Annotated in this window: 19 protein-coding genes; 8 read left to right on the top strand and 11 right to left on the bottom strand. The window is 60.4% G+C overall.

Translation table 11 applies throughout. The features are described from left to right. Nucleotides 1-28: 28 nt before the first annotated feature. The gene (locus KBY70_RS11645) at nt 29-1,213 is read right to left on the bottom strand and encodes an exonuclease SbcCD subunit D (protein WP_094560622.1); all 1,185 of its coding nucleotides are present in this window, start codon (nt 1,211-1,213) and stop codon (nt 29-31) included. Between the two features lie 380 nt (nt 1,214-1,593). Between KBY70_RS11645 and KBY70_RS11640 the strand changes: the two genes are divergently transcribed. From KBY70_RS11640 to KBY70_RS11625, 4 genes are all read left to right on the top strand, one after another. Beyond that, entirely contained in the window at nt 1,594-3,333 is a 1,740-nt protein-coding gene (locus KBY70_RS11640; RefSeq protein WP_254988602.1) for a HEAT repeat domain-containing protein, read from the top strand. A 314-nt stretch (nt 3,334-3,647) separates the two neighbouring features. Continuing rightward, a complete protein-coding gene (locus KBY70_RS11635) occupies nt 3,648-6,419 on the top strand; it encodes a hypothetical protein (RefSeq protein WP_254988601.1) in 2,772 nt (923 codons plus the stop codon). Then, nucleotides 6,419-8,071 (top strand): SWIM zinc finger domain-containing protein, encoded by a 1,653-nt coding sequence (locus KBY70_RS11630; protein ID WP_254988600.1) that lies wholly within the window; start codon nt 6,419-6,421, stop codon nt 8,069-8,071. The genes KBY70_RS11635 and KBY70_RS11630 overlap by 1 nt, the downstream gene beginning before the upstream one ends. Before the next feature lie 2 nt (nt 8,072-8,073). Next, nucleotides 8,074-9,492, top strand: coding sequence for a reverse transcriptase domain-containing protein (locus KBY70_RS11625; RefSeq protein WP_254988599.1), 1,419 nt, complete (start codon nt 8,074-8,076; stop codon nt 9,490-9,492). A 192-nt stretch (nt 9,493-9,684) separates the two neighbouring features. Here the strand turns inward: KBY70_RS11625 and KBY70_RS11620 are convergent, their stop codons facing one another. The 4 genes from KBY70_RS11620 to KBY70_RS11605 form a co-directional block, all read right to left on the bottom strand. Next, entirely contained in the window at nt 9,685-10,257 is a 573-nt protein-coding gene (locus KBY70_RS11620) for a DNA methyltransferase (RefSeq protein WP_254988598.1), read from the bottom strand. Nucleotides 10,258-10,592: 335 nt separating this feature from the next. Continuing rightward, the gene (gene ligA / locus KBY70_RS11615) at nt 10,593-12,632 is read right to left on the bottom strand and encodes an NAD-dependent DNA ligase LigA (protein WP_254988597.1); all 2,040 of its coding nucleotides are present in this window, start codon (nt 12,630-12,632) and stop codon (nt 10,593-10,595) included. A gap of 42 nt (nt 12,633-12,674) precedes the next feature. After that, entirely contained in the window at nt 12,675-13,307 is a 633-nt protein-coding gene (locus KBY70_RS11610; protein ID WP_254988596.1) for a hypothetical protein, read from the bottom strand. A gap of 126 nt (nt 13,308-13,433) precedes the next feature. Continuing rightward, a complete protein-coding gene (locus tag KBY70_RS11605) occupies nt 13,434-17,033 on the bottom strand; it encodes a TM0106 family RecB-like putative nuclease (protein ID WP_094560612.1) in 3,600 nt (1,199 codons plus the stop codon). A gap of 171 nt (nt 17,034-17,204) precedes the next feature. Here KBY70_RS11605 and KBY70_RS11600 point away from each other — a divergent pair, with 171 nt between their 5' ends. Beyond that, nucleotides 17,205-17,744 carry a hypothetical protein gene (locus KBY70_RS11600; RefSeq protein WP_143592879.1) on the top strand — a complete coding sequence of 180 codons (540 nt, stop codon included), beginning with the start codon at nt 17,205-17,207 and terminating at the stop codon, nt 17,742-17,744. Continuing rightward, entirely contained in the window at nt 17,734-18,039 is a 306-nt protein-coding gene (locus KBY70_RS11595; protein ID WP_254988595.1) for a hypothetical protein, read from the top strand. Before KBY70_RS11600 ends, KBY70_RS11595 begins: the two co-directional genes overlap by 11 nt. A 21-nt stretch (nt 18,040-18,060) precedes the next feature. On the opposite strand, the gene KBY70_RS11590 is transcribed toward KBY70_RS11595, so the two are convergent. From KBY70_RS11590 to KBY70_RS11570, 5 genes are read right to left on the bottom strand one after another with little or no spacing between them, the layout of a single operon-like run. Next, complete coding sequence (locus tag KBY70_RS11590; RefSeq protein ID WP_254988594.1) at nt 18,061-19,332, bottom strand: hypothetical protein; 1,272 nt, start codon at nt 19,330-19,332, stop codon at nt 18,061-18,063. Further along, entirely contained in the window at nt 19,332-19,814 is a 483-nt protein-coding gene (locus KBY70_RS11585; protein ID WP_254988593.1) for a hypothetical protein, read from the bottom strand. The genes KBY70_RS11590 and KBY70_RS11585 overlap by 1 nt, the downstream gene beginning before the upstream one ends. A gap of 35 nt (nt 19,815-19,849) precedes the next feature. After that, nucleotides 19,850-21,853 carry a protein kinase domain-containing protein gene (locus KBY70_RS11580; RefSeq protein WP_254988592.1) on the bottom strand — a complete coding sequence of 668 codons (2,004 nt, stop codon included), beginning with the start codon at nt 21,851-21,853 and terminating at the stop codon, nt 19,850-19,852. Beyond that, on the bottom strand, nt 21,850-22,602 hold the full coding sequence (locus tag KBY70_RS11575; protein ID WP_254988591.1) for a protein phosphatase 2C domain-containing protein: 753 nt from the start codon (nt 22,600-22,602) through the stop codon (nt 21,850-21,852). The genes KBY70_RS11580 and KBY70_RS11575 overlap by 4 nt, the downstream gene beginning before the upstream one ends. Next, on the bottom strand, nt 22,599-23,309 hold the full coding sequence (locus KBY70_RS11570; protein ID WP_254988590.1) for a vWA domain-containing protein: 711 nt from the start codon (nt 23,307-23,309) through the stop codon (nt 22,599-22,601). The genes KBY70_RS11575 and KBY70_RS11570 overlap by 4 nt, the downstream gene beginning before the upstream one ends. A gap of 203 nt (nt 23,310-23,512) precedes the next feature. Between KBY70_RS11570 and KBY70_RS11565 the strand changes: the two genes are divergently transcribed. Beyond that, complete coding sequence (locus KBY70_RS11565; RefSeq protein ID WP_254988589.1) at nt 23,513-24,766, top strand: ATP-binding protein; 1,254 nt, start codon at nt 23,513-23,515, stop codon at nt 24,764-24,766. A 14-nt stretch (nt 24,767-24,780) separates the two neighbouring features. Here KBY70_RS11565 and KBY70_RS11560 read toward each other — a convergent pair whose 3' ends face one another. Further along, nucleotides 24,781-25,167, bottom strand: coding sequence for a hypothetical protein (locus KBY70_RS11560; RefSeq protein WP_254988588.1), 387 nt, complete (start codon nt 25,165-25,167; stop codon nt 24,781-24,783). A 145-nt stretch (nt 25,168-25,312) separates the two neighbouring features. On the opposite strand from KBY70_RS11560, the gene KBY70_RS11555 reads away from it, so the two are divergent. Then, on the top strand, nt 25,313-26,152 hold the full coding sequence (locus tag KBY70_RS11555; RefSeq protein ID WP_094560592.1) for a M20/M25/M40 family metallo-hydrolase: 840 nt from the start codon (nt 25,313-25,315) through the stop codon (nt 26,150-26,152). The last annotated feature ends 6 nt before the right edge of the window (nt 26,153-26,158 follow it).

Genomic DNA, 26,158 nt, shown 5'->3' with positions numbered 1-26,158 from the left:
CAGGAGGTGCGTTGGTTTTGGGGTTCGCTCAGTTGCTGACACAGGCGCGGTGTAGTTCTCGCAGGGCCATCCGGGCCAGCTCGCCTTCCTCTTCTCCCAGCTCCAGCTGCTGCTGCAGCCGCTGGGCCACACGAGCTACCAGCGGATCACCGGCTCGCTCGGTGAGGAGGCGCAGTTCAGCACCATCCGGGGCGACGCTGGTGCGATCGCGCAGCTTGAGGCGCAGCAGCCGGGCCTCGAAGCGCTGCAGCAGATCCTGCAGGCGTGACGCAGCGGCGAGGCTGAGGCTGCCGTCCAGCTCAAGAAGCAGCAGATCCTCCTGACTGCGGGGACCGATCAGATCGCGGAGGATCTGCTCAAGGCGATCCAGGTCAGCGTCGCTGTTGAAGCGGTGCTGGAGCTGATGCCAGCCAATCGCACCGGTGCGGATGTCGAACACTTCAGGCTGCAGACCGCGGTTTGCGTCGACCACCAGCACCTGGCCAGAGCGGTAATCGGTCGCCCGCGGGAAGCGGTCCATCTCATGGCAGCCGGAGTACCAGGCCCGGCTGCTGACCTGCTTGAGGCCATGCCAGTCGCCAAGGGCGACGTAGTCGATCTCGCCTGGCGGCAGCGCCGAGAGGTCAATCCGGTTGGTAGGGACCGGTGGGTTTTCGTCGTCCGTGTCGCCGGTGTCCTCACCGCCAAAGCCATGCACTGATCCATGGGCCAGAACGATCCTGGGCTGGTCGCTCCAGGGCGAGAAGTCGAGCTGGCGCAGCCAGGCGGTGGGATCCACCGGCTCGGCTTTGCGCAGCAGCGGACAGGGCAACACCACGCCCCCAGGAAGGCCAAGGCGGGCGAGCTCGAACGGCTGGCGCTCGAGGAACACTGTGAGGTTGGGGGCCAATTGCTGCACTTCCTTAAGGAAGTAGCTCTCCTGCCAACAGCTGCCGGCCCCGCCGTGGTCGTGGTTGCCCGGGATGACCAGCACAGGCAGCCCCACCGCACCAATAGCGCTGCAGGCAGCGGAGACGTCTGCCTTGGTTGGCTGATGGGTATCAAACAAATCCCCGGCGACGGCAATAAAGGCGGCACCCTGTTGCTGCGCCACCACACCAAGCCGGCCGATGGCACTGAGCCGTTCACGGCGCAGCTGGGCACGTTTATCGGGGTCTGTGACGCGGGCATAGGGCTTGCCCAGCTGCCAGTCGGCGGTGTGGAGGAAGCGCATGAATGGGTGGGCTAGATCTCAGAACTGTTACATGTGCAGAGTCAAGGTGGTGCAAAGCTTGCGCGAAGGACCAGCCAGCTTTCTAAATATGCGCTAAGCGCATAAATGTATGCCCAGAGCGTGAACATGGAGGGACAGAAGTCATTGCCGTATGTGTCATAAGCCGCCTCAGGCGCTTCAGTGAAATATAAGATTCTAAATGATAGAAGCTTGCTGCTGAATAGCCGGGACTGGCGTAATGAGTATGCACCAAAAAGTGGCAAACATCAGAGGGGCGCGGCACGAGGTGGCCAGCGAAGCCGGCAAGGATTACACTTGCGAAAGGGAATTGCACATGCCTGCAAACTGAAGTATTATTGTACCATTAATTTTGTACAGCGATGAATCTGAAGATCTTGACGACCATCGAGAAGCGAGTTCTGGCTGAATCAGGGGACACGGATGCCCTAACGCTCCAGCACCTCGCTAAAGATGGCAACAATTACGTTCGTAGAGCTGCATTAGAAAGCCTCAAGCGAATCGATTTTAGGCAGAAGCTGCCTGATGACTGGCGGCAACTGAACGAGCAGGACTGTATTGACAAATTAAATAGTAATATCACAGATTGCAAGATTTTAGAAATCCTAAAACATTCTCGCAGTTTTCGTATCCGACAGGCTGTGGCATGCCATGAAAATACGCCGGATTCTATAATCGCACTGCTGGCAAATGACGAGGACTGGGATGTTCGCCAGGCAGTCTCAGATCGACATCTACCACAAGAGTGGCGGAACCTTGATGAAGACGAACGCATTCAGAGGCTCAAAACAGAAAACGCACCGTGTTACATCCTAAAGATTCTGTCCTGTTCAGAGAATTGGGTAATACGCCAACATGTTGCAAATAATGCCGGCGCCAATAGAGAGCTTCTTAAAAAGCTAGCCAAAGACAAAGATGATGACGTTTCAACGAGCGCACGAGAAAGACTATTGAATCTTTGCCTGCCAGAAGATTGGCGCCAGCTTGGAGATACTGAACGCATACGACGCCTCAAGAGCCAGAACATAGTTACTGGTGAAGTACTAGCAGCATTGGCGACGTCAATTAATTGGAAGATTAGGCAAGCAGTAGCAAGGCACGAAGGAACACCACCTTCACTAATCAAAAAACTAGCGCGTGACACCGATTCCGATGTCCGTCAAGCAGTGATAGATCGATGCTTGCCATCCGAGTGGCGCTACCTTGATGACAATCAGCGCTCCACGAAACTATCCAAAGAGGTTGCAACGCCAGAAGTCCTAGACGTTTTGGCAGGCTCATCTAACTGGCGGGTCCGACAAGCAGTCGCAAGGCACGAAGGAACACCATCTTTACTGATCAAAAAACTAGCGCGTGACAACGATTCCGATGTCCGTCAAGCAGTGATAGACCGAAACTTGCCATCTGAGTGGCGCTACCTCGACGATAATGAGCGCTCGACGAAACTATCCAAAGACAGTGCAACGCTAGAAGTCCTAGACGTGTTGTCAGGTTCGTCTAACTGGCGCGTCCGACAAGCAGTAGCTAGCAACTCCAAGGCTTCGGATAAGCTACTGAAAGAACTAGCAAGAGATAGTGATTCCGATGTAGCCTCAGCTGCACGCGAAGCCCTACTGCTTCGCAGGCTTCCCAGTGAATGGCAGTCGCTTGATACGAGCCAAAAGATTAACAGGATAAACAATGGGAAGGCAACAGAGTATGTACTTGAAGCACTTGCTTTGTCTACAACTCAAGACATACGGAAAGCAGTTGCATCATCCCTGGCAACGCCGGTTGAATTACTTCGCACATTGAGCGAGGATGAAGACAATGAAGTGAAAAAGATCGCGAAGGAATCCATGATTCGGAAACTGCTCCCGAAAGAGTGGATGAATTTGGATGATCTAGAGATTATCGAAAGACTCCAGCAACAACCGGCATCGCAAGAGGTTCTACAGGCTCTGGCGATGAGTAAATTGCTATACCTCCGTGATGCTGTTGCCTCCAATGTCAACGCCACAATTCCAATCCTCCTTGCCATGAAAGAGGATTCGACCACTCCAGCGCGAATTCAGAATCTACTTCGTAAGACCTGGGCAGCACCTTCACAGCTCATTGCATGACCATGCAATAGATGCATAGTCATGCAATGGCCTTGACACCGGGAAGATTTTGCTCAATAATAAACTTAGGCGTACGATCTTCCTAGCAATTCGCCTCGGTGCTTCGCCGAGGTAGCGTTCACGTCCCTCATCCACCATCGGCTGCCGATGTCATTCAGCGGCAACGGGCCAAAATGCCCGAAGCGCTTCGCTGAATCGACTGCAAGCAGTCACTTTGCGCTCCGGGCGTTTTGGCCCGCCGCCGCCTACAGCGATCGACACCGATCTCAGCTGGATAGTAGGAAGATCTGCGCCCCCCTTTTTGCTTCAGCTGAATGCCGGAGATATCCCCCACTCGCATTCGGCTTGCGGCACGTTTTTGTACCAATGAGCTGGCAATTTCCCTGCTGATTCGTGGCTGGGGTGATGACATCAGGGTTTTGATCCGTGTTGGCTCTGCATCGAGCTATGGCCGCGATCCACTCGGCACGTGGGTACAAGGACGATGGCGCGACCAATCTCCGCTCCTTACTTATTGGGGTCCCCAAAAAGACGATGCTGACTCCTTGGATGCGCTGATCAAGGTCAGGCATAGTAAAAATCAGCTGCCTGAGCATATGCAGGAAGTTGTGGAAACGTACCTCCTCAGCCAACTGGATACCGACACTGCTGATGGTCTTCGGCGGGAACTGAGGAAGCATCTAAAAAAGGTCAGGCTCACCGATTTCGTGGATGGCGAGTCACAGGATGCCTGGTCTGGTGTTCTGGGTATGGCCTCAGCTCAGAATCTCGCTGCGAAGGTTGCGAACAAGTCTCAGCTCAGTCCTGCAGACCTTGATGTGCTGCGGCTACTGCTAACCGAGGCTCCCTTGCAATTCGGTTATTGGGGGCCGTTCAAGACTGCACTGAAACAGCTTGATCCGGGGCTGATGCCCAAGGCTTTCGGCATAGCTCTGGCGCGGCTGTCCGAGCCCTCAGAAAACACTGCCTCCTCTGCAGAGGTAGAGGATTTGGACTGGATGGTGGCCTTCACAGACATTCCCAGCGAAAGCACCGTGCTGTACATGGCCAGACGCATGCGGCGCCAGCTGGCGAAGATCGGACGCAGTGATCCAGCTCTCTACACGTCCATTGCCACCAGCTTGCTGCAGTACTGGGACACCACACTGGGAACTTACAGCTACCTGCCTGCCTATGTGCTGGGCGGAGATCAGACGGTGCTGAATAAGTCCGGGCGATGTGTGGCCCTTCCCCTTGACCAATCGTCTCGCGGCGATGCTTATCCAGCAACTTGGGACAGCCATCGTGACCTGCTGCGGAATCTGTTGCCTCAGATCACGGTCTCGGTCGAAACGTTTACGTTCGCTTCTCAGGTCCTGTTGGAGGCTGGAGAGACTCTTCCTAGTCCAAGGGTCAATCAGTTACTCCTAGCTCTCCGCAGTTCAGATTCACGCCTCGTGGCTTGGGGCTGCACAATCATTCTCCGACGGCCCTCTCAGTGGAAGTCCCTCAGCGCTGAGCATTGGCGGATGTTTCTTACCCTCGCTGAAATAGCTCTGCTAATTCAGATATTCGAGGTGCAGAGCAATGCTCCATTACCTAGAACTTTGACTGCTGCGGCAGGTCTGTTGGCGTCCATGGAGAGCAGTCCGCACCTGCAGACTACGGATACAGATCGCATTAAGTTACTTGCTGAATTCTATGTCAACGCACTCACGGCTCAGCCAAAATACCTTCGCTATACCAATTCACGCGCCACAGCCGCTGCCCTGCTAACCCTGGCTTGCTCCCTGTGTTTTGCCGAACACAGTGAACTCTTGACAACCCATCTGAAGCAGTTGGACGGCTGTGAACTGCTTGATCTTTATAACCAACTAGCAGGCCAAACAGCTGTTGTCCCAGGCAACCTCACTGCGCTGGAGACCATCCTGCTGACAGCGAAACTGGATGAGAACCAGCTCCACCAGCTCATTCTCCAAGCCATGGTGATGCCCGCATCACGGGCGACAACATTGGGATGGAAGCTTCTTGATCGCTGCAGAAACAATAACGATCTCCTCGATGCCATCTGGTGCTGGCTCAAGGACAACGAAGCTCCAGAGGCGTTCACCCCTCAGAACTGGCAGGAGCGACGGATTGAACTCCTTGGGGAACTACTAGCCCGCAGCTCAGACATCACCGCCAGAGTGGTTGATCTGCTCCGCGGTGATACCTGGCAACTCAACTCCGCCAAACTTGCACGCTTGATGCTGCATTCCCCCCCCTGTCTTCGGGCCATCTGGCACGCCCTCTCAGCCGAGGAACAAGGCGACTCGACAGTGCTGAAAACCATGCTCGAGGAAGAGTCGGCTCTGGCCATGGCCGTCGGAGACATACTCCAAGCGGATGATCTGTCGGTGGCAAGTCCATGGCAGCAACATTTCTTGCTGCGCTACGTGCGTGAGCGCGACCGCATCAAGTCAGATCCGTCCTTCGCGGTGGCGGCCGTGGCACTGGGGGAGCCCGCTCTGCAGCGGGATTGCCTGGAACAACTGAGACGCTTCAACGCTCTAGGAATGTGCTGGCTTCGCCTGGCTGAGCTTGGACTTCCCCAGCCACTCGCAACGATTCGCCTCTATCTCAACGGGTTGGAATCACCCTCGGTTTTCACCGATGCCGTTTTGGCCTGCGTCGACAGCATCGTGCCGATGGTTCGGGATCTAGGCATTGAATTGATCGCCTCCCATACAGAGAGGATTGAGCATGATCGGCTATGGCCAGCGTTAAGCCAGTCGGATGATCCGGTGGTGCAGGCCCGTGTAGCGGCGGAATCCATGCTGCGCAGCTGGCCTGATGGGGATGGCCTCGCTGCCTTTGATCGACGAATGCTTGTGAGCAGGCGCACCAACCGCCGCGCCAAGGAGCAGGTGCAGATTCGGCTTAGCAGTGAGCAGCTGCTGGCACCTGAGCGGCGGGCGGCGCTCCTGGATCTAGCTCGCGGAGCCAATAGCCGCGATCGCGAATGGGCCCTGCGCCGCATTGCGGAACTGACGTTAGGAGGAGTTCCATTTGATGGTGTGGCCGTTCGCACGGTCACCACGGCAGACAACACAGGAGGGATGAGCTGATGCTCACCTACATCGGCCGCTACACCGCATCTCAGACGGCGGTGAGCCCAGCCACCAGCTCCGTGACCTTCGGTGCAGACCTATCTCAGGCTCCTGTTTACCTGAATGTGGAGGTACTACCGGGCCAGGCCTTTGCCCGGCTGATGCTGGCCCTTGGACGGGTGGTGCGCATGCGTGACACGGCAGTGGCGAAGGATCACTCCGCTTATCAGGCGTGGGTGCACGGTCAGTACCTGAAGGAGCTGGATAGCGAGATGGTGGCCAATGCCCGACGCGTTCTAGCCCTGCTGGATAGAAGGAAAATGATTGAAAAAAGGCGTGACGCACTGCAGGAGCACCTCAGGCCCTATACAAAAGCCATTTCCGTCTACGAGGCCAGGATGAGTAAGGCTAAGGCCCGGCGTCGTTTCTGGGATTGGCTTCATACCCATAACCGCGAGGCCTGGATCGTGCTCGATCCGATCGTGAGCGTGCAGCCCGATGCCACCTTCTTCGAGGCATTTTCTCTTGATGAATCCACCTACGCCCGAGTCACCCTGCCCCACGTAGCAACACGCGGCGAACACAAGCCGGTACTTGGCACCACCAACATTGACTTCGGCACGGGCCTGGAAAGGGAACTGGCGCGCACCCGCAGCTACCGCCCCCTGCATCTGCGCGTAGGTGCTGATGCGGTAAGCCTCGACACCGGCGTCTCATCCACGGTGGAGAAGAAAATCGAGCTGCCTGAATCCTGGGTTCGAGGCCTGGTGGAAGTGCAGGCAGCTCTTTCGCTGGCCCCGGTGGAGCTGCAGCTGCAGGCATCCGCGTTCGCCGATGTGCTCGCGCGACTGGATGCCCAACGGGAACGCCAGGGCCCCAGAGCCTTGGTGTTTGAACTCCAGCCCGGCCAGCCGGCCAGGGTGCTGGTGGAGCCTTGGGGGGATCAATACGTGATCGGGTCACAGCCCTACAGCGGCAGCGAAGCACGATTTATCAAGGTCTGGGGGCGCCGTCGCCTCCGGGTGCTGCGCGAGCTGCTGTCACTGGCGCCCGAACTCACCGTGCGACTGGTGGATTCCGGCTTGCCCTCCTTCTGGAGTATTGAGATGGAAGGCATCAGCCTCACGATCGGGCTGTCCGGTTGGACCGCCCAGGATTGGGCCGGCAGAGCTCGGTTTTCGGCTTTCACCCCAGCCTGCGGCAGCGATAAGGCAGCCATTCACCAGGCTGCCGAACTGCTTCAAAGGCAGCATTCCCTATCGGTTGAAGATCTCGCCAAGACCCTGAACTGCAGCCCCGGAGAAGCCCGTGGCCTTCTTCAGGGACTCTGCCTAGCCGGCATGGCCATGTTCGAACCGGGGCGCAATCTCTACCGCTGGAGAGCGCTTTTCCCAACTCTCAAGCTCAACAGAGATGAGACGGCAGGGCTAGAGGAGCGGATGGGCGTGCAGTTGTTCCGGAAAGGTGCCGTCCAAGTGCAAGAAGACACGATTACGGCGGAGGGGAGACAACTTGTGGCAAATGTAGAAACCAGTTCCCCGATGCTCCGCCGGGATGTGGATGGGCGGATCAACTATGCCGAATGCGACTGCTCCCATTTCCGGCGCAACAAGCTACGCCAAGGACCCTGTCGCCACATCGTTGCCCTCAGCCTGGCGGGGGGGCTCTGACGATGGCGAACACTGATGGAGTTCTTGATCCCCGCTGGCGCAAGCGGATTGAAGAGGTAGGCAAAAATGCATTTGAAGTCGAAGAGATGGTGCGCCTCGGCTATCTTGAAGCCGACGATCTCCAGAAGCACCTCAGCACCAACGGCCTGAGCATTAAGACCTATCAGAGTGCCCTCGCTGAGTTGGCCGAAGCCACTACTGAACTGACCGCAACATCCCTCGAAATCAAATCTCTCGGCACGGTTGAGGCAGCACTAGCCGCCATCCGCAGCCGGCGCATCGCGCGAGTGAAGGAGCAAAGAAATCAGCGGCGAGCCCGGAAGGAGGCTGAGCGACTGGTGCGAGAGGAGGCAATCCTTCGCCAGCGCCGGGAAGAACCCACGTTTCTTGGTCGCGGGGTTTCTAACCGACTCCACTACAACGGCGGCAACGACGACATGCTTAACCAGCTGGGTCTGCCCCAGCTGCACAGCTTCAGCGACATCGCATCTGCCCTGAGCCTTGAACCTCAACAGCTGCAATGGCTGGTGTACGAGCGAGGCGACAGCCATGTGGATCACTACATTCGCTTCACCATTCCCAAGCGATCTGGTGGCAACCGGCTGATCTCCAGGCCCAGGCCATATCTGCAGCATGCGCAGCAATGGGTGCAAAGCACCATCCTGCATAACCAACCGCTGCATCCAGCCGCCATGGCCTACCGGCGCGGAGTGTCGATCGTCGACAACGCACGTCTGCATGCGGGAATGCGGTTTGTTGTGCGCCTTGACCTGAAGGATTTCTTTCCAACCATAACCTTTGCCAGGGTGCGCGGGCTTTTTGAGTCATTCGGCTATAACCCAGGAGTGGCCACGGTGCTGTCCCTGCTCTGCACGGATAGTCCACGGGTGCTGCTGAGCCTCGACGATCAAAGCCATGTGGTGCCAGTGGGGGAGAGGGCACTGCCGCAGGGGGCCTGCACTTCACCGTCGCTGGCCAACTTGGTGAGCCGCAGTCTGGATCGCCGCATCCAGGGCTATACCAATAAATCTGGATGGGTGTACACACGCTATGCCGATGATCTCGTGTTCTCCACCAACCAGGAGACGGGCTCACCTCATCGACTGATCCGCGGCATCAGCGCAGTCATCCGCGATGAAGGGTTCGTAGTGAATGAACAAAAAACCCGTGTGATGCGGGCACCCAACCGCCAAACCGTTACCGGACTACTGGTGAATCACGATGTGGGGTTGACCCGCAAGGATCTGCGGCGTGTGCGAGCCTTCCTGCACCGGTGCAGCTCTCAGGGTCTAGAGGTGGTGTCAGCAGAAATCGGCAAAGACGCAGAATCTGTCGCACGTGGCCATCTCGCTTACGTGCGAATGATATCGGCAGAAACCTCCGAAAAACTGGCCGCAAAACATGCCTGGCTAAAGCGCTGATGAAGGCATGAAGAGTTCTTTGTGCTCTCAACTTCTTTGATTGCTGCAAGGACATATATGCTTTCGCAAGGTGATAATGCAAGATAGCTAATCACCTCCAAGTCCTGAATCCTCATGCCGGCCATGGAGAAAGCATAGTCATAACTCCTGCAGGCATCGATCGAGCACTATTTCACCTTCCTTGATAAGCAATCAAGCGCATTCTTCAAGTCTTTCAATTATCAGATCGCAATGGAGTTTATTCATCTCAATCCCAATCGCTTTCTTGCCCATGGCTTTGCACGCCACCAGGGTCGAGCCACTGCCAGAGAATGGATCGCAGACAACTCTGGCGTCCCTCATCACATCAACCAGCTGTTGCATGAGTTGAACCGGCTTCTGACTTGGATGAGGAGTCCACATATCCCCGCATATCTTAGCCCTGAGCGGATTATGTGGAGACATAAATCTATGAACCTTATAGCCCGACCTCTTTCCGCGGAAATAGATTAGCTCAAATTGCGTATTACTTCCTGTTGCCTTATCCCAGACATGAAGCCCCTGCCAGTCGAGCGGGAAGACGGCTGAGGGGGTCCAGAAAATTGCTTGCGGGCACTCTATTGCTGCAAGCGGCTTTAAGATTCCGTCATAATACTTGTATTCAGCTTCAAAATGACCCGGATAGGGTGGGTCGGTTACAATCGCATCGAAGCGCAGAGATGACAGTATTTTCTCGTATCTGCCATGGTAAAGAGTAATTCCCTTGGCGGAGTAGTATGCCTCCATAAAGCTTATTAGTACTCTTTCATGAGTGGTATTTGCAAGTTACAGAACGATTGGTTTCTTTATCTGGGCAAAGCTCCCGTAGGTGATTAGGCGCTGCGCTTGGAGCTTCAGCTTCCCTGTAGAGCCTGCTGTTGAGTGAGGGAATTCTCATAGCGGCAAGATATTGAGCTAGATCCTGAGAGGCTATAGATTTAATCATGTCTATTTATGACTAGATTTTTGTTGGTCGGTTTTGGTCTTTGATCAAGGGCTCCGATCCCCGCAGTTTTAATGAGTTTCAACATCAGCAAAGTGGTGGGGTTTTGGGTGTGTTTAGGCAGCTAGCCTTCTGGTGCCTACAGTGATTGGTTCAAAAGGTTTAGCAGGCCCGGCTCATCCAAGGTGGCCACGCCTAGCTGTTCTGCCTTAGTGAGTTTGCTGCCAGAATCGCTACCCGCCACCACATAGTTGGTTTTTTTGCTCACCGAACCACTGACCTTGCCTCCTGCGGCTTCGATCAACTCCTGAGCCTTACCGCGCTTCATGGTTGGAAGCGTGCCTGTCAGTACAAACGTTTTGCCCGCTAAGGGTTTTGGGCTGTCCCCATCGCCCGACGCGTCGCCAGCAATTGCCTCCGGAGCCTGCAGACAGAAGCCCATCTCTTCCAACTGCTGCAGCAGAATTTGGTTGGTGCCATTGCCGAACCATTCGCTGAGGGCATCGGCGATCTCTGGCCCAATTCCATAGGTGGCCAGCAGAGCATCGGGATCTTTCAAGGCGGCATGGCTCAAGGCTGCAGCGGAAGGGAACGCTGCTGCCAGGACTTTGGCGTTTACCGGGCCGATATTGCGGATGCCAAGAGCAAACAGCAATCGATGCCAGGGTTGTTGGCGCGATGCCTCCAGGGCCTGCACCAGCTTGGCAGCGGAGCGTTTGCCCATTCCATCCAGCGAGGCCAGGGTGGCTTCTTCGAGGCGGTAGAGATCGCTCAACGTGTTGACCAGGCCGCGTTCCGCCAGCAGGGCAATGGTGCGGGTGCCCAGGCCGTCCACATCCATGGCGGCCCGGCTCACCCACTGGCGGATCGCCCCCTTGAGCTGGGCCGGGCAGGAGTTGTTGATGCAGCGGGTGGCGGCTTCTTCAACGGCCCGCACCAGTTCGGAGTTGCAAGCAGGGCAGTGATCCGGCAGCTGCACGGCTACGGCTCCCGCAGGTCGCAGCTCCGGCAGCACCCGCACCACCTCGGGAATGATCTCGCCGGCTTTGCGCACCACGATCGTGTCGCCTTGGCGCAGGTCAAGCTCGGCGATGCGGTCGGCGTTATGGAGCGTGGCCCGGCTCACGGTGGTGCCGGCCAGGGGCACGGCTTCGAATTCCGCCACGGGAGTGACCACTCCCGTGCGGCCCACCTGGGCCACCACCCGCAGCAAGCGGCTGGGTGCTTCTTCTGGGGCGTACTTGAAGGCCACCGCCCAGCGTGGTGCCTTGGCATTGAAGCCGGCGCGTTGCTGCAGCTCCAACGCATCAAGCTTCACCACCACGCCATCGGTGGCATAGAGAAGTCCATGGCGTTGCTGCTCCCATTCGCTCGCAAAGCTCTGCACGGCGGCCAGGTCGGCGCAGAGCCGAGCATTGGGATTCACCCGGAATCCAGCTTGCTTTAGCCATTGCAGTGACTGCCACTGGCTGGCAGGTGCCTCGGTGCCATCAGGCAAGTGCAGGGTGTAGGCGAAGAAATCCAGCCGCCGGGCGGCGACCACCTTGGAATCCAGTTGCCTGAGGGTGCCGGCGCAGGCATTGCGGGGATTGGCAAACAGGGGCTCTTCGTTGGCCTCTCGCTCCTTGTTGATCCGCGCGAAGGTGTCGTCGGGGATGAAGGCCTCCCCTCGCACTTCCACCCATTCGGGTGGGTTCTCGAACTGCAGCCGCAGCGGCACCGTTTGAATCGTGCGCACATTGGTGGTGATCTCCTCTCCCCTGGCGCCATCGCCACGAGTTGCGGCCCTTACGAGAACGCCGTTCTCGTAGCTGAGCGCCAGGGCATTGCCGTCGATCTTGAGCTCACACACCATTGGGAGATCGGTGCCTTCCTCCAGATCCAGTTCTCGCAGCAGGCGGCGATGCCAGCGCTCGATCTCCTCGTCGTTGAAGGCGTTGTCGAGGCTGAGCATCGCGATGCGGTGCTCCACCGAGGTGAAGCCATCACTGGGGGCGCCGCCTACCCGCTGGCTGGGGCTGTCGGCTGTGATCAGCTCCGGGTATTGCTCCTCCAGCTCCAGCAGTTCGCGATAGAGGCGGTCATAGACCGCGTCCTCCATCTGTGGAGCATCGAGCACGTAGTAGGCATGGGCCGCTTCATTGAGAAGCTTGCGGAGTTCAAGCAAACGTTGTGGCATGAGTTGATTTGTCAGTGTCATTTTGTCTTCTGGTTTCTTGCCTCAACAGAACCCCTGAACCTTGTCGTCGCCAACGTCCACGATCACCCCATCGCCTTCCGCCTGCCAGGCCTCGAGGTACTCCAGCGGCATAGAAAGGCTGCTTGCCATCGACTGCAGGAAGGCCTCGCTGTAGCGGAAGTCAATGGCACAATCTGCGAACTCATCGAGTGCCTTCACTAGATCCACGGGCTGGATGCCAGGCAGATCCATCTCCTTCAGGATCTGGGCCCAGGCTTCCTGTTCCGCCGGCTCCATGCTGTTGTACTCGCGTCCATCCATTTCTTCGCCCTTGCCGTAGGCCCACCAGAGATTGCCCTGCTCCTTGAGCTTATTGATTAGGGCAGTCGGGCAATGGGCCCCAGCCAGTAGGGCTTCCTTAGAGCGCATTCGCAGGTCCAGCACCAGCAGTTCAGCGCCTTCGGACTCTTCCAACTTGAGGCTGATCGGCTCTATCACGATCTGTGCATCGAGATTCCAGCGGAAGATCTGCGGCCGTTGCGTGATCGTGTCCATACGCATCAGAGACTGGTGCAGAACACCGCCGAGTGTGGATTCGGCTGGTTCAACACTCAGTAAGTTGGTGACGGCATTGCCAAGCTCAGGGTGTTGGTAAAGCAGGTTGGCCGCCGCCAAGTCCGACTGGAGCTCCTGCAGGGTGGAATAGCCCAAGTAGGTGGCTACGGCCTTGCAACCCCCAGCCGGCAGAGCCAACACCACAGGCCGATAGTGCACAAACAGTCCAATTGTGTTGGTCATCGATCAACGCTCCTCGCCCTGCCCTACTGCCATCAGGCGACATAGCCGATTGAGTCGCTGCACGTTGGCAATGCTGGTGCTGATGCCAGTAGCGAGCTCTGGTGACCCCACCACGATCGAAAGACACTGGGCACGGCTGATTGCCACGTTCAGACGGTTGGGTGACAGCAGGAAATCCAGGCCGCGGGGGGCGGATTCGGCATCGCTGGCCGTCAGCGAATGGATCGCCACCGGAGCCTCTTGCCCCTGAAACTTATCGACAGTGCCGACGCGGGCTCTATCTCCCAGTATTCGTTGGAGGCGATTCACTTGAATGTTGTAGGGGGCGGTAATTAGAATGTCGCTGGGGCCAAGAACGTCGTCGTCTTCAGTCCTCATCTTCCCGTTGCGCATTTGAGAGCGCTGATAGGGCTTGCCGAGTAGCTCGTCCACCAACTTTGCGATGTACTCCACTTCCTCGTCGCTACCTGTGCTGTTGCCCTTGTGTTCCACTGGCTGGAAGATGAGACCCTGCGGCTGGGCGTTCCATAGGATTCGATTCGCCTCGTTGGCGAAGGTTGCCTGCAACTGCTCCTCGTAGAACAGCTCCGACACCACGGCGGTGAGCGCTGGTGGCATGCGCCAGCTGGTAGCCAAGAACACGCCCCGGTCTGCCGGCACCACAGCGTGATCGGCCATCATGTAGTCAAGGCAGCTGAGGCCACTGTCCTCGGGATGAGCGGCGCGCGTGGGCTGGCTGAGTTGCTGCTGATCACCCACCACCAGGATGTTGCGGGCACAGCGAGCCATTGCTAACAGGTTGGCCAGCGACACCTGGCCTGCTTCATCGATCACCAAGAGATCGAAGGGGTCGGCGTCGTGTTTGGCGAAGACATATGCGGTTCCCCCCACCACGGCCATATCCGGTCGCAGTTGCTTCTGCAGAGCGCAGCTCACGGCTGTGCCGCCAAAGTTACTCTCGTCGTCTGGTCGGGCTGAACTTCCTGTGCACTTCACCACCATTGCTGTGCCGCCACGGCGATCCACCGCCTTTTGGCACTGCTTCAGCAGGTGATTGATGGCTGGATGACTGTTGGAGCTCACCGCGATGCGCTGCCCCTGGGCACTCAGCCGGGCAATCAGCTCAGCGGTGACCGTCGTTTTGCCAGTGCCCGGAGGACCCTGCAGCGACAGCGCCACCCCATCGGCGTCTGCAAAGAAGGCGGCCAGATCGGCAGCGGTGCCGGCGGGATTGTGGCGGGTGCGCTCGTTGATCGGCTCCAGCTCCGGCATCCGCCGCCGCTCCAGCAGATGCAGCATCGCTGCAGGTAGGTCCTTACCCTCAACCCAGCGCTGAGCCTGAACTGCCAAGTGGGGCCTGAGGTGTTGGCTGATATCGGGCGGAAACAGAATTAAATCGGTCTGCTCAGGAATCGTCACCGGGCGACCGCTTTGCAGGCGCGTCTGTTGGATGGAGTCGGGCAGCGTCAGCACCACGGTGCCAGTCTCTTCGTCCAGCTTTGCCGCGAGTGGGATCTCCGCTTCAGTGAGATACAGCGACAGGCCCGCGCCATCATTCAGCTTGAGCGGCTGATCGCAGGCGAAGCTGTAAGTCAGAAGTCGCTGCCGGCTGCGCGGCAGTTGTCTGGTCTCATCGCTCTCGAGCCTTGCAGCGACGATCACCTCGGGATCATCCAGGCGCTCCTCTGGTGACTGCTCCAAGCGCGCATAGAAGTCCCACCACTCCACTTTGCGCTCCCGCAGATGGAATGGCAGCAGCTGGCTTAACAGCCGCTGGATGCGCAGGCTCATGCCCCGTGGACCAGCAGACTCGTCCGCTTCGCTGAGGGCAAGCAACCTGTTGTTCTCGTCGGCTGGACGGATAGAAGAGGTTTTGTCGCGGTGCTGTACGGGTAACTCCTCTAACAGGATCTGTGAGGCACGCATCAGTGCCTCAATCGCCTCTCGGTTGGCCTTGGCTCGCGGTGATTCCTCAACCACATCCTCTAGCTGAGATTCATCGGCAACACCATCTCTTCGATCAAATGATGGAAACTCAAGTCCAAGTTGTAGATGATTCTCAATCAGGAAAGCATGTAGCCGGGCTGTGGAGATGCAGTCATCGCGATTGTAACGTTCAATCGCCAGTAGCCGCGGGCTGCCGTGAGGAAGATCACCGGCAATGGAGGGCTCACCGGAGCGCAGCCATTCGGCGTACTGCACCACTGAATCCGCTGCGGTTTCGACATCGCCGTCGCGGGGAGGCTGATACAGGCGCTCCACCTTCTTGATCGAATAGCTGTCGGCCCCAAGCAGCAGACCACGTCGCACGATCGGGTATAGATCCACCAGCACGCCCGTAGCTCGCCACTGGTCCATCAAAGGTTCATGGATTTGATGCAAGGCCGCCAAATTTCCGAGGGCCGTTTTCTCGTAGCTGGCGTAGTGATAAACGTGCAGGTTGGGATGCTGCAGGCGGCGTTGCTCAACCCACTGGATGAAGCTGTCGAAGGCCTGCTTCTCGTCCGCCATAGTGTGTGCCCACCAGGGCTTGAACTGCAGGTCACCCGCTTGATCGCGATAGCAGGCACCGAAGAGGTATTCAAGCTTCTCGCCCTTGATCGGATCGGGGTAGCCCTCCATGTCGAACCAGATGTCACCGTCATCGGGAGCGGGCAGCAGAGCCAGGCCACCCGCTTGTTCGTCAATGGGCCGCACCCGGAATGCAGGCCGTTCATCGTTCTCTCGGGTTTCAAGTTGAATGCAAGCCTGCTCGCGTAGGCGTTTGAGTACGTCGTGGTTCATTCCCGGCACGCTGCCTTGCTCTGGCAGAGCGGCCAGCTGCTCGATGGTGTGAATGCCGGCGTTCCTAAGCTTGTCCCGCTGACTACCGCGTAGACCTGCGACCAGGATCAGATCCCGCTTCTGTTGGAGCCGTTGCTCAATGAATGGTTCCCACAGCCCATGGTCACCCCGGGCATCATCTGGTTCCTGGCTGGGATCAAAGGCAGCACGGAAGTCGCGGTAGCGCTGGCGCAGCTGCTCGTACCAGCTCCAGAAGCGAGCCGTGGGATAGCCATGCTCCCCCTGCTCGAAGCGACGCCCTCCGAGGTAAAGCTTGAAGTGCTCGGGCCGCTCGCCGAGGATGAGCTCCAACAGCTCGCAGTAGGCGCAGGCCTGCACCAGGTAGATCGGCTTGGGGTGACTGGAGAGCTTGCATTCGATCGGGATGTAGCTCCAATCGCCCAGCTTTGAAGGTCGCTCGATTCGCTCCAGCAAGTCGGCCCAGCCGCGGATTTCGTTGTTTTTCAGCGCCGCCTGATGGATGTATTGCCGTCCCTGTTGCATGGCTGCACGCGTATTGGCGTAGTCCTGCTCTTGAGGTGGACCGTCTGGGTCCAATGGCTGTTGGCGGTAGACGTCCTTCCCTTCATCTTCCAATCGCTTCAGCAGGACTTCCTCATGTTTGTGCCCCTGTTTGAACAGCAGCTCATCCAGCGGCGTGGTGGCTGGCCGCTGCTGCCTGAACAAACCCTGGGCGTGTAGCTCCTCCCACCAGGCGCCGATCACCGGGCTGCGGCTGAACAAAGCGAGCTGGGACGGGGTGATCAGGCGGTTCGGCATGAAATGTGGCGTGCCTGGGAGTGCAAGACCTTTTCAGCATCGCCGACCAGAGCGATCGGCGCAGCCTCTCTGGCGCGAACGACGACTTCATTCGGCTGTTTATGCAATTTCTGCATCCCTCGATAGGCGGTTGTTCGCGCGAGAGCAGTTATGGGAACTAGTGAAGCTGGCATGCTGAGCACCTCAAGGAACTTGCAGATGAACTGGGACCCCGAGGCTTTGACGGATCTCGCTAACGAAGCGATGTCCACGAGCAGCTCCCGCGATCCGCTCGAATTCAATTGGGGGCTGTTCGCCTGGGGCGATGCCCCACCCGCCTGCGGAGGTGGAGTCGGAGCCTTTCAGTGGTTCGACGAGCTCTCTGCGGTGCTGTCCTTCGTCACCGATCTCAGCCCTGCTGGCTTTGCCACATTTGACGAGGAAGCCGAATGGATCGAGCTGCGCGATCAGCTGCGTCAGATTGCACTTCGCTTCGAGGCTGATTCCGCCGCAGCGATCAGTGCTTTCAACGACAACCTGAAGTCACTGCTGCAGATCGAATGGATCAGTTCATTAGAAGATCTCCTGTCCGGGCATGGATGTTTTCCGCGTCTGATCAGAGCTCGATTCCGCGGTGATGATGACGACGAAGCCACTGCCAAGAATGTTGATGCCATCGGCGTTTCTGAGCGAGACGAGTTCCTGGTCTTCCTGAGCGAATATGGGTTTTGACGAGATGAAAGAGTTTTACGCATCCTTGCTGTGCCTGGCTGGGTGCGCGCTTGTTGCTGTCTTGCCAGGACAGGCTCAGTCCTTGTCAGCTCGAGATCGCAATATGTATTGGTATGGGATCGGAGCAGGCATCGCAATCACGGTTTGCGAGCTTGAGCGCAATGGTGAGGTCGGCAAGGGCTTTGCTCGGACATTCATCAAGGACGCACGGGCCAACAAGGACATCACCAAGCAGCCCCAAACAGTTCAAGGGTTGCTTAATGCCTCCCGGGCAGCTAATTGCAGGGGCCTGTAGCCCCACCTCAGACCAGATTGATCAAGCCTTCATCGCAGCCTCAAGGCCCATTTCTTTGGCCAGGCGCCGGTGCAGCAGCTCGAGCTGCTCTGGATGGAGAGGCCGGTCCGCATTTTGTTGCTGCATGCTCAGCCGTTCTGCCAGTCGCGCAATCAAGGCTGCTGCTGTGCAGCCATGGTCAAGACCGCGGTAGATGTGGCGCCAAGGGGTCAGGTGCTCAGCCACAAACGCTTCCAGTTCGCCACTGTCAAAGAGCTGGACCACGGTGTTGGCGGCGGCGGCGTTCAAGATCTCGATCAAACTCTGATGGTGGAGGTTGCCCAGCCAGCCACCGCCTGGCGCATAGAGGCAGCTGCGGACTCCCCCATCCGGTGTCACATGCAGATACCTGGGCCGGTAAAAACCTGCCGTTGCGCAGTGCGACAACGCCGCCAGTCGTGCCACATTGCCGCGTCTTATGGGGCGTTGCTGCACCGGTTGGGCAGCCCCAATGTCCACCTGTTCCATGGGCGTGATCAAGGCCGCAGGCAGCTGGCGCTGCACACGCTTCAGGAGGGTTGGCTCGGCGTCGGTCGCCACAACTTCGATGGCCTGGCCCGCGAGCTGGCAGAGGGTGCCTACCCGGATCACCCGCTCCAGCAGCTGCGGATATTGCTGGTAGCGATCATCCAGGCTGAGGGCCAGCCTGCCAAGGCCACGTTGCTGCAGCGCTCCCACCAAGGCGGCGTCATCGGCAAAGGAGTGATCGCCGACTCGGATCTGCTGTTGCAGCCCCCACCAGGCGTTGGTGTTCATCCGGGTGGGGATGTTCAGCTGCTGCGCCAGTGCCAACAGTTCCAGCACGGGGCTGGCTGTTGCGATCACTTCACCACCGGTGAGATTCAGTCCGCGGCGCAGCAACTGCAGGGCCTGGGCCTGCTCCAGCAGTGGGCGAACGGTGGCGACATCCAACCAGGTGGACGCGCCCTTGGGCCGCAGTGGCTCCTGCAGGCAATGGCTGCAGGCCAAGTTGCAGCTGTAGCTCAGCTCCAGGTTGATCGCTTCCACAAACGCAAACGGCAGCGCCGAGCGCCCCCCTGACGGCGCCGAGTCGGTGGCCCAGTTCCGCAGAAGCAGTGCCTGCGCGTTCGCTGCCCCAAGCGTCTCCAACGGCAGACCATCGCCACTGGCGGCCAGCCGCCGCAACAGCCCGGCACCATCGGCGTGCGGCTGGGGCAATTGCTGAGCCAGCCAGCCCAGCCGTCGCCGCTGGGCCAGATGGCGCAGGCCGGCCGTGGCGTAGAGCTGACCCATCACTCCAGATCCACACTCTCGAGCAACATCCGGGACCTGTAGAGCCTGTCCGCATCGACAGCCCAGCTGACAATCTGGGTGTGCTTGGCGTCAGCGTCGCCCTTCATCTCGTCCACCACCTCGTCGTGGAAGGTCTCCAGCTTGCGCACCAGGGCCAGTGCGATCTGTTGATCTTCTGCAGCGCTGGTGTCCAGCTTCTCGAGCAGATCCAGCACCTCCTTCACCTTGGCGCTCTGCTGGCGCTCGGGCTTCTCCGGCCGCTCGGGCTTGTTCTCCTGCATGGCGATCAACTCCTGTGGGGTGCTGGGGATGCCAGCGCCAACCGGCGCATCGGCCTGATCAGCGGCCATCTCCGGATGAACACCGGCATTGGGATCAACCGGCTTGCCGCCCTGGTAGCGGTAACGGCCCCGGCCGGCGGAATCACTGGGCATGCTCATGTCACCTCCGATCGCGATGGCAACAGCATCGGCGCAATCCATCGGCAGGTTGATCACTCTCGCGCGAACGACGGATCTCAGAAGAGCTTGTTGAAGGACTGCTGCAGCGCATCGCGCTGCTGGTAGCTGCTGGTGATCTGCGCGTTGAGATCCCGGCAACGGATCGCCAGGGCGCCTGCATCGGCCTGCAACGCATCGATCAGCGATTGCTGCGTGTCGATCAATGCGAGCGTCTCCGGCCCCAGCAGGTCAGGCAGAGAAGACGCGATCTGAGGCGATGCGACGTGCTCAGGCATGTGTGCCTGCAGGGTCTGGATTTCGTTCTCCAACTGCTGACGGAGACGCTGCTGGAGGCCCCGGCCGATACCAGCCAGGCTGGTGAGCTGGTCAATCCGCTCGAGCAGCTGGTCGCCCCGCTCCAATCCATGGCGCTCCAGCAGCGCCATGCGCCCATCGCCAAAGCCCTCCATGCGCCAGGAGCGCAGCGGCTGCTGTGCCAACTGCTGCTGCAACCAGCGCTGCTGTCGGTGGTTGGCAGCCTGCCGCCAGAGGGCCGTGGCGGTGCGCTCGGGATCCTGCAGGGGCAGGCGTGCAGCCAGCTGCGCTGTGCAACTGCCAGCCAGCCGGCTCAGCAGTTGGTGGCGCTGTTGCTCCAGCTCTCGACTTTGCTGCAGGGTGCTCGCGGCGCTGCTGGTGGCCAGTTCAAGCAGTTGATCGGCGAGCCGCTGGCGGGCTTCCACCTTCTGGCGGTGCCCCAGCCAGCGACTGATGCGATTGCGCAGCCCGCTCAGCCGCTCCAGTACGGCCTGCTCATCCACTAGCTGCTCCGGGCTGCTGCAACGCTCCGCAATTTCAACCAGCACCGGCTCAAGCTGCAGCAGCTGCTCAACCAGCACAGCCCGGCGTTCCACCAGGTCGCGCGCCAGCCGCAGCTGATCGCGCAGGGCCTCCAGCCCATTGCCCTGGGGGTCTGCCGGGGCTGGCTGACTCGATTGCTCTGGTGTCTGCTGCGTGGCCAGCGGCTTGGCGCTGGTTGGGGCAGGGCTGTAACGGCTGATCGGGGTGCCGATGCGCTGCTCCACCGCGCACCACAGGCAGTCGCGGCCCGCCACGTGCTGGTGCCGCGGATTGCGACTGCAGGCCACCACCTGACTGTGCAGATCCCGCAGCAGCAGCATCCACTCCGCAGCAGTGGGCCGCAGAGCCGGTTCACAGCAGAAGCTGCGCCGGAAGGCGGCATCCATCGCCTCGCTGATCGCCGCTGGTGCCGGCCGGTAGGGCCCAGGCCGCAGGCCCGCTGCCGGCATGGCGGCATGGGGATAAAGCCCGCGGCGGATCCGGGCCGTCACCTCCAGCTCGGGCTCCGCCTGCAGCAGCGCGTTGTCGTAAGGGTGGTCGTGCAGCAGCAGCAGGTAGACGATCACCGCCAGGGCGTAGGCATCGCTGCTGGCATCGCGCCAGGTGGTCGCAAAGTCGGCACCGATCAGCTCCGGGGCGGTGTAGGGCGGCCGGCTGACCGGGCAGTGGAAGCGCTCAGCGCTGCTGGCGATCTGAAAGCTGTCGCTATCGAGAATCACCGCTCGCCAGGTGCTGGTGCCGGCCGCCTGGCCCTGCTGTTCAAACAGCACGTTCTCAGGATTGAGGTCGCCGATCACCAGCCCATAGCGATGCAGCTGCGCTACCGATTCGGCCAGCCGCAGGGCCGCCAGCACCGCGTCCTTCCAGGTGAAACGCTGCAGGCCGGCGATCTCCTCGAAGTTGAAGAGCCGCGCAGCTGAGACGCTGCGCTTGCTCTCCACGTAGCGCATGGCGTAGCCCGCCAGTGCCCCGCGCTGACCATCGCGGCAGTGGTAGATCCGTTGTTGGGGCAGGGTGGCGATGGTGCCGCAGGTTGGCTCCAGGCGCTGCAAGGCGATCAGCCGCGCCTCCTCGAGCTGGCGGCAGAGCTTCACGGCGATCGGCTGGCCGCCGAGCTGCGTGAGATACACCTGGCCCTGGCCACCGGCGCCGATGCGGCCGGTGCGGCCAGCCGGCAACACCACGCTGCGGCCATCGCCTGTGATGAACGCCCGTTGGCTCATCGCGCCGCTACCACCAGGGTGCGGTCGTCATCGCTGAGGGCAGCGAGGGCCGGATCGGCCAGGGAGTTGGCCAGCCAGGTTGGATAACCCCGCCAGCCCAGGTGCTGCCGGTGCGCCTGGAGCACCAGGTCGGCCAGCGGGCCATTGGGCTGCTGCTCCTGCAGGAACGCGGCCTCCAGACCATCGGAGAAGCCGATCACCGCCTCAATCTGCTGGGCTGGCGCCCACCACAGGCCTACGGCGCTGGCCGGGGTGGTGGGCCGCAGGAAGGTGGTCTCGTTGGCGTATTCGCCCCGCGCCGGCGGCAGCGGCAGTTGCCAGCGGCCCTGCCGGCGCAGCAACAGGGTGGTGTCGCCCACCTGGGCGATCAGCAGCCGCTGCCGGTCCCACAGGCAGGCCAGCAGGGTGTGATCTGCGATCGGTCCGGGCCGGCGGCCGTGCCAGAAGGCCTGCACAAAACAGTGCTGCAGATGCACCTGGCTCTGGTGGTGGGCTCTGCGGGCCGGGCGAGCCAGCTGGCGGCGCAGCAGCAGCAGTGCCTGCCAGCCGGCGCGGGCCGAGAGCTGGGCAGAGCGCGCCACCGCTGGGGTGCCGCCGGCCCCATCGCAGATCACGAATCCACCCAGCCGTGGGTTGGATGGCGGGAGCCAAAGCGCATCGCAGCAGGGCTCCTGACGGGCGGCGTGGCCCTCGCCGCGCTTGCGAGCGCCCACCACTCGGGGTGGGGCGGCTGGGGGCAGGGAATTCACAGCACCCAGCCGTCGTAGACCTCATCGCCGATTGCGGGATCCACCAGCTGCACCCGCTCGCCGGGGCTGGACTGGGAGACGCGGCTGAGGCTGCCCGAGAGCCACAGGAACATCTCCTCAAACTTGAGGTTGTCGAGATCGAGGCAGCGCCCCCCGAAGGGCCGGCTGAGCGCGTTGAGCACCTCTCGCCCCTCCTCGTTCACCCCCACACCCACGGTGAACAGGGTGAACTTGCGCTCCTGGGCCGCCAGCTCCAGGGGCTGGATCAACTGGCGGTAGTTGGTGGAGAAACCACCGTTGTTGTCGGTGGGCTCGCCATCGGTGAGCAGGAAGATCCAGGGGCGGTAGTAGCTGATGCCGTGGTCGCGGTAGCTCTGCTTGCGCTTGGTGACCTTGAGCATCGCCAGTTCCAGCGCTTCCTTGAGCGGGGTGACGCCATCGGCGCTGAGGTGCAGCGCCGGCATCTCGCGCAGCAGGGTGAATTCGCTCTGCACCTGCACCGGCCCGAAGCTGATCACGCACAGCTCCACGCTCTGGGCGGCCATCGGGTTGCGCAGGATGTCATCGCGGAAGGTGCGAACGCCGGCATTGAGGCGGCTGATCTTCTCGCCTGCCATCGAGCCGGAGTTGTCGAGCAGCAGCACGCAGGGGGTGCGGCGGTGGCGGTTGGCCAGCAGGCTTTGGGCCTCGGGGTTGGAGAAGAGCAAGGTCGGATCGCGCTGTTGGTCGGATCCTCGTGGTGGGATGGGGCGGGAGGGCCAAGGCTCCTGCGAATCACGAGCTTTTTTCCAGAGAGCAAGACCGAGCACCGGGTCAGCAAAAGCCGCATCACTGCGCCAGCAAAAGCACCATTAGAAGCTCTGCAATGTCCGCATTAGGATTTCGGCGTTTCCCGCATCGATGACCCTGAGTGCCGGCCTATAGCCCCCGGATCGTGGATGGCGAGCTGCGGGAGCTCCTGGAATCTGCCGGTGCGGTGGTGATCGAAGGGCCCAAGGCCTGCGGCAAGACGATGACGGCCTCGCAGCAAGCCGCCTCCAGCGTGCTGCTCGACATCGATCAAGCGGCGCGGCAGGTCCTCGCGGTGGAGCCGAGGCTGGTGCTGGAAGGAGCAAGGCCGCGACTGCTGGATGAGTGGCAGGTGGCACCCGAGCTCTGGAATCAGGTGCGCAGGGCCGTCGATGCCTCGGATCAGCCCGGCCAGTTTCTGCTCACCGGCTCAGCGGTGCCGGCAGACGATGCCAGCCGCCACACCGGCGCCGGCCGCTTCGGGTTCCTGCGCATGCGGCCCATGAGCCTGTTCGAATCCGGAGTGTCAAATGGCGCTGTGTCATTGTGGCAACTCTTTGCTGGCGAGGTGCAGGCCGTTGCGGATCCAGGGATGAGTGTGCAGGACCTCACGGCGCTGATAGCCCGAGGCGGCTGGCCTGCGCAGCAGGGCCGGCCCCTGAAGGCCGCCAGCCGGGCCGCCCGCGATTATCTCGAGCAGGTGCGGCAGGTTGACATCAGCCGGGTGGATGATCGACGCCGTGATCCAGCGCGGGTCGGGGCCCTGTTGCGCTCCCTGGGCCGCCATTGCGCCACTGAGGCGAAACTCGCAACGCTGGCCGCCGATGCAGGTGGTGCTGATGGCCCCCTGGACGAGCGCACCGTGACCGACTACCTGCAGGCGTTGGAGCGGCTAATGGTGATCGAAGATCAGCCCGCCTGGGCTCCCCATCTGCGCTCCAGAGCACGACTGCGCAAAGCCCCAAAGCGTCATTTCGTTGACCCATCGCTGGCGTTGGCCGCCACCGGGGCTGCACCGGAGCGATTGCTGCACGATTTCGAGTGGTTCGGGCTGTTGTTCGAATCGCTGGTGATCCGCGATTTGCGCGTGCTCAGCCAACCTCTAGACGGGGAGGTGTTGCACTACCGCGATGACTACGGCGTGGAGGTGGATGCGATCGTGCAGCTGCGAGATGGGCGCTGGGGCGCGATCGAGATCAAGCTCGGCGAGGGCCAGGTGGAGCAGGCCGCCGCCAACCTCAAGCGCTTCTCAGAGCAGATCGATAGCCAGCGCTCTGGCTCACCCGCATTTCTGGCCGTGATCTGCGGAAAGGGGTACGGCTACCCCCGTGCCGATGGGGTCGTGGTGGTGCCTGTGGGTGCCCTTGGGCCGTAAACCACGCACCAGGCTCAGCAGCTGTAGGCCAGGCCGAACAAAGCGGCGCCGATCGGCACGGTGTAACGCCTGGCTGAGCGCTTGAAGGCCGCACCGATGCCCGCCCCCAGCGTGCCCGCCAGGATCGTGCGTGTTGGGTTGCAGCTGGGGTTGAGGGGATTGCCCTGGTAGCGCCTGTAGGAGCCAGCGCCATTGGTTGCAGTGCCGCAGTCGATGTTGAAGCGCTCGGTCATGACAAAGCCAGGCACGTAATTGCCATCGTTGTCGTAGCCACCGCCTTGATAGCGCTCGCGGTAGTTGGTGCAGACCGGGAAGTCGCTGACCACCTGACCATTGACCCCAGCTGGCATGGCCAGCAAAGCGGCGATCAGTAGTGGGACTGGGGCGCGTGCCAACTTCATGGGGCAATGGCTGTGACCTCCAGGCTCAATCCAACGCAGCTGGATGGCTTCTGTGCTGCTGCGAACGACCAGCCGTCGATCGCAGGTCAATTCCCCCATCAGTACTCTTCTCGCCTCAGGATCACAGCAACAGCCAGTGCCCGTGATGTCAGAGCAGGAAACCTTCCGGCAGCGGCTACTCGCTGATCTCCAGCAGGTGGTGCGTCCGCGCCATGCCCGCTGGGATGAACTGGGCCTGATGACGGTGCGCAGCTATCTGCTCGAGCAGCTGGCGGTGCATGGCTCGGTGGAGCAGCACCGCTTCGGGGAAGGAGCGGATGCGGGCGTGAATCTGATCCTCAAACTGCCTGGGCAGCGGACCGAGCTGGCGCCGGTGCTGGTGGCCGCCCACTACGACGGACCATTGGGCTCTCCCGGCGCCGATGACAACGCCACCGGCGTGGCGGCGCTGCTGGAGCTGGCCCGCCGATGGTCAATGACGCCACCACGGCGGCCGATCTGGTTGGTGGCGTTTGATCAGGAGGAGTGGGGCATGGTGGGCAGCTCGGCCCTGGCTGCTGAACTGCGTCAGCAGGGCCAGCGGCTGCACCTGATGCTGAGCCTGGAGATGCTCGGCTACACCGCCGAGCAGCAGAGCTACCCGCTGGCTGCCATGAAGGCCGTGTATGGCAACCGCGGCGACTTCATCGCCCTGGTGGCCAACACCGGCGCTGCGGCCCTGCTGCCAGGTCTCAGCGCTGGCATGGGAGCCCATGTGAAAACCAAGGTGCTGCCTGTGCCCTTCAAGGGCCGTGCCCTGCCGGATGTGCGCCTCAGCGACCACAGCCCCTTCTGGGATGCGGGCTACAACGCCATGATGGTGACCGACACCTCGTTTATGCGGAACCCGAATTACCACAAGCCCAGCGACACGATCGACACCCTGGATCTGCCCTTTCTGATGGCGGTGATCGATGGGCTGGATGAGGCGATCTCGGGCTGCTGAGCGAGA

This window comes from Cyanobium sp. ATX 6E8, assembly GCF_024346335.1.
In the GTDB taxonomy this organism is placed as follows: Bacteria; Cyanobacteriota; Cyanobacteriia; order PCC-6307; family Cyanobiaceae; genus Cyanobium_A.
Note: the sequence above shows the minus strand (reverse complement) of the source record. Positions and strands in the feature narration are given on the sequence as shown.

Excerpts from the sequence above, each read along its gene's own strand:
- KBY70_RS11600 (WP_143592879.1), top strand. The coding sequence starts at position 17,205 with ATGCTGAGCACCTCAAGGAACTTGCAGATGAACTGGGACCCCGAGGCT.
- KBY70_RS11580 (WP_254988592.1), bottom strand. The coding sequence starts at position 21,853 with ATGAGCCAACGGGCGTTCATCACAGGCGATGGCCGCAGCGTGGTGTTG.
- KBY70_RS11590 (WP_254988594.1), bottom strand. The coding sequence starts at position 19,332 with ATGGGTCAGCTCTACGCCACGGCCGGCCTGCGCCATCTGGCCCAGCGG.
- KBY70_RS11640 (WP_254988602.1), top strand. The coding sequence starts at position 1,594 with ATGAATCTGAAGATCTTGACGACCATCGAGAAGCGAGTTCTGGCTGAA.
- KBY70_RS11630 (WP_254988600.1), top strand. The coding sequence starts at position 6,419 with ATGCTCACCTACATCGGCCGCTACACCGCATCTCAGACGGCGGTGAGC.
- KBY70_RS11620 (WP_254988598.1), bottom strand. The coding sequence starts at position 10,257 with ATGGAGGCATACTACTCCGCCAAGGGAATTACTCTTTACCATGGCAGA.
- KBY70_RS11625 (WP_254988599.1), top strand. The coding sequence starts at position 8,074 with ATGGCGAACACTGATGGAGTTCTTGATCCCCGCTGGCGCAAGCGGATT.
- KBY70_RS11560 (WP_254988588.1), bottom strand. The coding sequence starts at position 25,167 with ATGAAGTTGGCACGCGCCCCAGTCCCACTACTGATCGCCGCTTTGCTG.
- KBY70_RS11595 (WP_254988595.1), top strand. The coding sequence starts at position 17,734 with ATGGGTTTTGACGAGATGAAAGAGTTTTACGCATCCTTGCTGTGCCTG.
- KBY70_RS11605 (WP_094560612.1), bottom strand. The coding sequence starts at position 17,033 with ATGCCGAACCGCCTGATCACCCCGTCCCAGCTCGCTTTGTTCAGCCGC.
- KBY70_RS11645 (WP_094560622.1), bottom strand. The coding sequence starts at position 1,213 with ATGCGCTTCCTCCACACCGCCGACTGGCAGCTGGGCAAGCCCTATGCC.
- KBY70_RS11635 (WP_254988601.1), top strand. The coding sequence starts at position 3,648 with ATGCCGGAGATATCCCCCACTCGCATTCGGCTTGCGGCACGTTTTTGT.
- KBY70_RS11555 (WP_094560592.1), top strand. The coding sequence starts at position 25,313 with ATGTCAGAGCAGGAAACCTTCCGGCAGCGGCTACTCGCTGATCTCCAG.
- KBY70_RS11585 (WP_254988593.1), bottom strand. The coding sequence starts at position 19,814 with ATGGATTGCGCCGATGCTGTTGCCATCGCGATCGGAGGTGACATGAGC.
- ligA (WP_254988597.1), bottom strand. The coding sequence starts at position 12,632 with ATGCCACAACGTTTGCTTGAACTCCGCAAGCTTCTCAATGAAGCGGCC.